At 41.1% G+C, this 6,331-nt stretch carries 6 protein-coding genes; all 6 read left to right on the forward strand.

All coding sequences use genetic code 11. The annotated features are described in order from the left end of the window. Positions 1 to 343 (forward strand): haloacid dehalogenase-like hydrolase (locus tag HUU58_16005; protein ID NUN47177.1); only part of this gene is annotated, 343 nt, incomplete at its 5' end. Next, positions 336 to 1,772 (forward strand): DUF2088 domain-containing protein, encoded by a 1,437-nt coding sequence (locus tag HUU58_16010; protein ID NUN47178.1) that lies wholly within the window; start codon positions 336 to 338, stop codon positions 1,770 to 1,772. The genes HUU58_16005 and HUU58_16010, both read left to right, overlap by 8 nt. Beyond that, positions 1,756 to 2,946: a CDP-alcohol phosphatidyltransferase family protein gene (locus HUU58_16015; protein ID NUN47179.1), complete on the forward strand. Its 1,191-nt coding sequence runs from the start codon at positions 1,756 to 1,758 to the stop codon at positions 2,944 to 2,946. Before HUU58_16010 ends, HUU58_16015 begins: the two co-directional genes overlap by 17 nt. 221 nt (positions 2,947 to 3,167) lie before the next feature. Next, positions 3,168 to 4,178 (forward strand): CDP-alcohol phosphatidyltransferase family protein, encoded by a 1,011-nt coding sequence (locus HUU58_16020; protein NUN47180.1) that lies wholly within the window; start codon positions 3,168 to 3,170, stop codon positions 4,176 to 4,178. A 63-nt stretch (positions 4,179 to 4,241) separates the two neighbouring features. Beyond that, positions 4,242 to 5,663 (forward strand): CDP-alcohol phosphatidyltransferase family protein, encoded by a 1,422-nt coding sequence (locus tag HUU58_16025; protein NUN47181.1) that lies wholly within the window; start codon positions 4,242 to 4,244, stop codon positions 5,661 to 5,663. A 124-nt stretch (positions 5,664 to 5,787) separates the two neighbouring features. Next, a partial coding sequence (locus HUU58_16030; protein ID NUN47182.1) for a DUF3047 domain-containing protein occupies positions 5,788 to 6,331 on the forward strand: 544 nt, incomplete at its 3' end.

A 6,331-nucleotide genomic window follows, 5' to 3' on the forward strand; every position in this document is an offset into this window, starting at 1 on the left:
GATTGTTTTGCTCAGTGGTTCATTGCGGTGTTTAGCTGAGCCGATGCAACGTTTTACGCAAGCCGAAGATTTGATTTGTTCGGAAACGGAAATCGTAAACAACCGATATACCGGCGAAATGAGTTCACTGCATCCGTACGGCGAAAACAAAAAGACATTAGCGATACGTTATTGTACAGATCATCAAATAGCTGAGAGAAACTGCCGGGCCTACGCCAATGAGTGGGCGGATCGTTTTCTTATGGAGGCTGTCGGAGAAGCGGTGGCCGTGGATCCGGATGAAAATTTAGAGCGACTTGCACGAATAAAAAAATGGAAACAAATTAACATATATCATGGCTAAATCTTTTTTTCTAAAACAGGCAGCTTGGTTTAAAGATTCTTTACAGGAGTTCACTGTCCCGGATGAGTTTGAAATTGACATGATAGCTCCAGTTGATGCCCCGGCATTGTCGCGGGACATGATAAAAGAGTCTATTTATCATCCCTTTGGTCCTTCGCTAAAAAATTTAACCCAAGGTAAGACCAAAATTGTTTTCGTGGTTGATGATCTCGGTCGCCCGACTCCAGCGCATGATATTATTCCTTATGTTTTAGAAATTTTAAGTACCTCCGGCGTGCTTTCGCAAGATATCTCATTTATAGTAGCAACGGGATCTCATCGACAACTTTCCCGCGAGGATATGGCGCGCAAAGTCGGTGCAACTATCGTTGACTCGTACCGTGTCACATGCCACGATGCATTCAAGTCACCATTAAAAGATCTCGGATATTCGAGAAATGGCTTTCCGTGTATTGCTAATAAAGAGGTTGCTGAGGCTGATCTTATTATAGGTATCGGTTGTGTTATTCCTCATTCGTGTCACGGATTTGGCGGAGGTGCGAAGCTTTTTTGTCCGGGTATTGCAGGTATGGAATCCATTGTCACCATGCACGGGTTTACGCCCAAACGGGGGCGAGGGAATATTGATAATCCAAAGAATGATTGGGATATGCGCTCGGCGTCGGAGGCATTTGTGGCAAAACTACCCCCGATTTTTCTCATTAATGTTGTCATGAATTCACAACGCGAAATAAGCGCTATTTTTTCAGGATCTATCCAGAACGTTTTTGAAGCCGCGCGAATAAAAGCGTCTGAAGTTTATAGAACAGAAATTTTGGAAGATCAAAAAACAAAATATGATGTGATTTTGATTAATGCTTACCCACTGGACTCAGATCCGGTGCAGTCTGCTAAAAGTCCTTGGGTGAAAAACATGTTTCCAGATACAATTCAAATTCATATCAACTCGTCTGCGGATGGTGTTGATTATCATGGTTGGAAAGTATTCAGGCGAAGTAATTGGTTCACCTTGGTTGTAGCGTCTATCGCTGAGGGCCTAACATTTCCAATAGTTCCCAAATTTTTTAATAATATTTCATCTTGGCCGATCATTCGTTTCCTCCGAGAACATTTGGTCCGACTGCTTGTACGAATATCACATGCGGATTTTGACACTTATTTATCGTGTCGAGTTGCGATTGAAAAGAGTAAGTCAAGAGAAGCATCGTCAGTATCAGGCCCGGATAGAAACCGTACCCCTTGGGTTTATTCAGAGTATTTTACGGATGCCGAATTCAAAAAAAAATACAGTAAAGGTACTCTATTTAAAGATTGGAAATCTGTAGTTGAAGGCATAAAAAAGTACTATCCCAAAGCCAAAATAGCTGTAGTCACTTGCGCACCGGTTCAAATTCCTGTGGTGAAAGGATCTCATGATAGCACTCATTGATGCACGTAATACTGATAGTTTCAGCAAACTTTTTGATATCACCTTGATTGAACGCATTCTTCGTCAGGTGTGGGTGGTCGGAGTTCGTGAAGCGTATCTGTACGCGCCTAAACAATCAGTAAATCTTAAAGGGGAATTTATAAAAAAATTTCCTATGAAATTTGGCGCGATTCGTGCATTAGATGAATTACCAAAAGATCAAAACGATGTTATGATTTTTGACGGTTCGGCTATTTATGATGATAGGATTATAGATGCTTTAACAAAATCTGAAAACGATGTTTCGATTATTGATGGACTTAATCCTGATACGCCCATAGCCGTTCGATACACTAATAATCAAACGTGGTCAAGTGTAACTATTAACGATAAAAAATTCACAGAAGTATTCAAAAGTTCGACCATAAAAGATATACAAACAATGGATACGTATGTCAAATTTTTACGTAAATCATACATCCCTACGTTACGTTTTGTAAAAGCAGAAGATAACCTGCGAACCATTGAGAATGATCTTTTCGAAAAAACATTTAAATCAGGTTTGGAGTGGATTGCAATATACGGGTATAAGATCCCGGTTCGCGAAATGACGAGATTATGTGCGAAAACATCCGTTACGCCGAATCAGATTACAGCCGTAGCCATATTCTGCCGATGGGCGTCTATACCTTTGTTATTTGGAGGTTGGCTTGCGCTCGGACTAAGTTTGATTGTATTATTTGTTGTTTTAGATTCTTTGGATGGCAAACTTGCCCGAATGACGTTTCGATTTAGTGAACATGCTGACTGGATTGATCATGGCTCCGTACTACCCACACGTCTTGGCTGGTATGCGGGGTTGGGATGGCACTACAGTTCTGGTGTATGGTCGTCACAAGCGGGTATGCTAACTATCATAACATTAGTTTGTATAGTTTTGGATGATCTCAATTGGGCTGTTGCCAAACGAATTTTTAAACGTACTCTTTTTGATATTACTGATTTTGATGCAAAAGCGCATTTGTTTACTCATCGCCGCAACGATATGTTTTTGATGCTTAGCGGTTATCTTATGGGGTTAGGGTTGTATTCGTTTTATTTAATTTGCGGGTGGGTCGTGGTCACGTGGATCTGGCATTGCACGCGAATTGTCTATTTATCGAACGATAGTAGCTTGTCAAAAGAAAGAAATTAATAAATCGAGATCTAAAATTGTTGAAATTAACAGCCCATATATTACTTACGAATGATTTTGAGCAATATGCTCACCGAGAGGTTTATGGAGTAACATTCGTTGAAAGGCTTATTCGGCAGTGTAAAGAATTAAAAGTGCATTCCATTAATGTATGGAGTGAAAAAATTATGTTTGTTCACTCGGATGTATACTGTCGCCCGTTCAATGAATGGAATCAATATATGTCTCAACTGCGAGTTCGTGAAGAAGAGCGAATTATTATTATTGATTCTAATATCATCGCGGATGATCATTTGATCAAATATCTGGTCTATCACACGGGTTCGTTGGCAATTACAAATCAGTACCACATAGTTGGAGTAAATACTTCCAGATTGGCTAAAAATAACACCGATGTTTTTTCCTTTGAAACCGCCAAGAAGTATGTGGCTAATTTTGATCCAAAAGTGATAGAGCCGAATGAAATGAATAAGTACGTTCATGAGTTACGTTTGCAATTCGTGCCTTACTTTTTCGTTTATACGCATGCTTTGGACATTCGTCAAATGCAAAACATCATGTATGAAGCTAACTTTAAGGGTACACTTGATTTTATTGCTACCTACGTGTATAAATATCCGGTTCGAGAGATTACGAAATTTTTAAGCCGCCATTCTTGGGTGACCCCGGATTTTCTTACTATGCTGAGTATCGTCAGTTCGTTTGTTGTTCCGTTGCTATTAGCTTTCGGTGAAATGGGATGGGCCGTTTTGGTGGGTTGGCTCATGTTCATTTTTGATTCCGTGGACGGGAAATTGGCGCGACTGACCGTTCGGCTTAACCCGACGATGGGCGTGATCGAACACGCTACGAGTGCCCCAGCTATTTTTTTGTGGTTTGCCGGTCTGGGCTGGTATTTTTCAAATGGGCAACTTTTAGAGTTTACCCATCCGGCTTCGGCTACGGCGTGGTCGCTGATGGCGCTGTATTGGTTAGATAAAGGGGTCAATGGAATATTCAAACCGCGCTTCGGTATTGATTTGTATAACTATGCTCCGATAGATCGTTTCTTTCACCTTTTCGCCTGTCGCCGCGCGATTATACATCTTATCATTACCGTGGGGTGGGCGACCAGCTATCGCGATGAAGCGTTTTACTTTTTAGGTATTTGGATGGTCATCAGTTTTATGTTTCATTTGTTTCGTTGCGGATGGATTTTAGCTACGGACGAACCTCAAACTGTGGCCGAATAAATACACTGTGTGATTATTGCTACAAAAAAGAAATTAATACCAATAGTTTAAACCTATTCAGTGATGATTCAAAACGCGATAATAATTGCAATAAAATCAACAAACGACGCACCGGATTTTGATACGTTGTACGGCGGAGAGACGTTGATCGGGCGGGCGCTAGTGGCGATGAGTAAATCCGGCATGAAATATGTAACGATAATATGCCGAATGTCGGATCGTACACTCATTGAACGTTGTGTTAAAGAAGTGGATGCCGAACGCATCAGTGTATCTCCTACGATCCATAGTATGGATGATGACGTAAATTTAAGTAAAGCCGTTAATGAGATTACAAAATCATCAGAAAGCACATGGATGCTGATGACATATGATAAAATCATTCATCCGACTTTCATTTTGCCGGTACGCGAATGCGTACAAACGCCGGCATTGATTACGTATAACGGCGTTATGCGTCAAGGGGATAAGGTTATTTTTGGCGAAGAGATGGCGCCCAAGTTTCAAACCCAATTTCAGGATGTTTCGATTTTTGATATGGTATCTGTACAGGATAATAAAGTGAAAACATGGAATACAGCCGACGCGCCGCACTTCTCAGCCGGAATTTTAGTCGCTCGTAACGCGGATCTTGTTTTAGCAGAAACTTGGCAAAGTATATCTGAACTCATAAAGTTTTTTATAACGAAAGAATTATTGAAAACGGTTTCTGTCAGCAACGGTTGGTGTATGCCGGTCAATAAATCTATTCCACCGTCGGTAATAAAAAACGTTTTTTGGAAAATGGCTTTTAAAGAAATCAGCGGAGAATTTTCTAAAGCTGTGAATAGTAAACTATCCAAACCGCTTACATTTTGGTTTAGCGCGCACCAGTACAAACCGGATACGATCAGTAATATGTCGCTCGTGCTTTTTATTGTAGCGTCGGGGTTTTTGTTAATACCGGAATACTGGGCTATGGTCGTTTTTGCCGTAGTTTGGCAGTTTTCAGCCGGCGTGCTGGATCGTTGCGATGGCGAAGTGGCACGTATGCGTAATCATGAATCCGAGGCCGGCGGAAAATTTGACATGATCGTGGATGACTTACGATTTGCTCTACCTCTGATGGCGTTAGGTGTGGCGTGTTCCCTGGAATTACCGGATGTGCGATACGCCATTGTAGCTGCGATCACGCTTGCGGGGAGTTTTGCTATTACATTCTTTGAACAAGCTACAATGCGCCGTTTTGGTTATGTGAGTCGCCAAAAACTGAACGTAGATTATCTGAAAGCCAAAGGTGATACCAGCCGCTTCAGCACCACAATGAAAAAACTCCAACCCGTATTCAAAGGTGATATTCGTACTTTTTATGTGTTTTTGCTGACTTTTCTCGGCGAGAAAACCATTATTTTTTGGGTATTAGTGTTTTATCATGTATTTGTAAGCGCTCTTGCTTTATTCGGTGCGCTGACGTTTCCGCGATTAATAGCGAAAATGAAAAAGTGAAATTATTCATCTTATTTGATTGGAAAACAGTTTACCCCCTTTTAATATGAGGATGCGTCAATTTATAGTTTCTTTTAAAATACCGGTTAATACATAAAAGTATGAAAACAAAGTGAGGGGATATATGCGCTTCATGCAAGGTGTAATATTTACATTGAGTGCGTTGATGGTGATCGTGTGGATGGAGCCGGTTTCAAAGGCCGAAGCAGGTGGTGATTCTATTTTGATAGAAGATTTTACTTCGTCCAATACGGGTCAATTTCCGAAAGGTTGGGGATGGTTGGACGGGACGTCGGTTAAAAAGATAAATGAAGCTAAACCCGGTGAAGTACCGTATGTGGTGATGGAAGAAAACGGTAATAAATTTTTACGTGCTGATGACAAAGGACAAGCTATCACGATCGTGTCTGATAAAAAATGGAATATCAAAAAATATCAATGCATCCAATGGCGTTGGCGTGTCAATCAATTTCCTACCGGGGCCAATGAATATGCCAAAGGCAAAACTGATAACGCGGCCAGCCTGTATATCAGTTATTATGTGAGTTTTATCGGCATACCGCGCAGTATCAAGTATATTTGGAGTAATACGCTTCCGGAATGCGAAACTTTCCGAAAAGATGGTACAGGAAAGGCGACGAATATAGTCGTGGAAAGCGGCACCTCCA

Source organism: bacterium (genome assembly GCA_013360215.1).
GTDB lineage: Bacteria > CLD3 > CLD3 > SB21 > SB21 > JABWCP01.

Excerpts from the sequence above, each read along its gene's own strand:
- HUU58_16010 (NUN47178.1), top strand. The coding sequence starts at position 336 with ATGGCTAAATCTTTTTTTCTAAAACAGGCAGCTTGGTTTAAAGATTCT.
- HUU58_16025 (NUN47181.1), top strand. The coding sequence starts at position 4,242 with ATGATTCAAAACGCGATAATAATTGCAATAAAATCAACAAACGACGCA.
- HUU58_16020 (NUN47180.1), top strand. The coding sequence starts at position 3,168 with ATGTCTCAACTGCGAGTTCGTGAAGAAGAGCGAATTATTATTATTGAT.
- HUU58_16015 (NUN47179.1), top strand. The coding sequence starts at position 1,756 with ATGATAGCACTCATTGATGCACGTAATACTGATAGTTTCAGCAAACTT.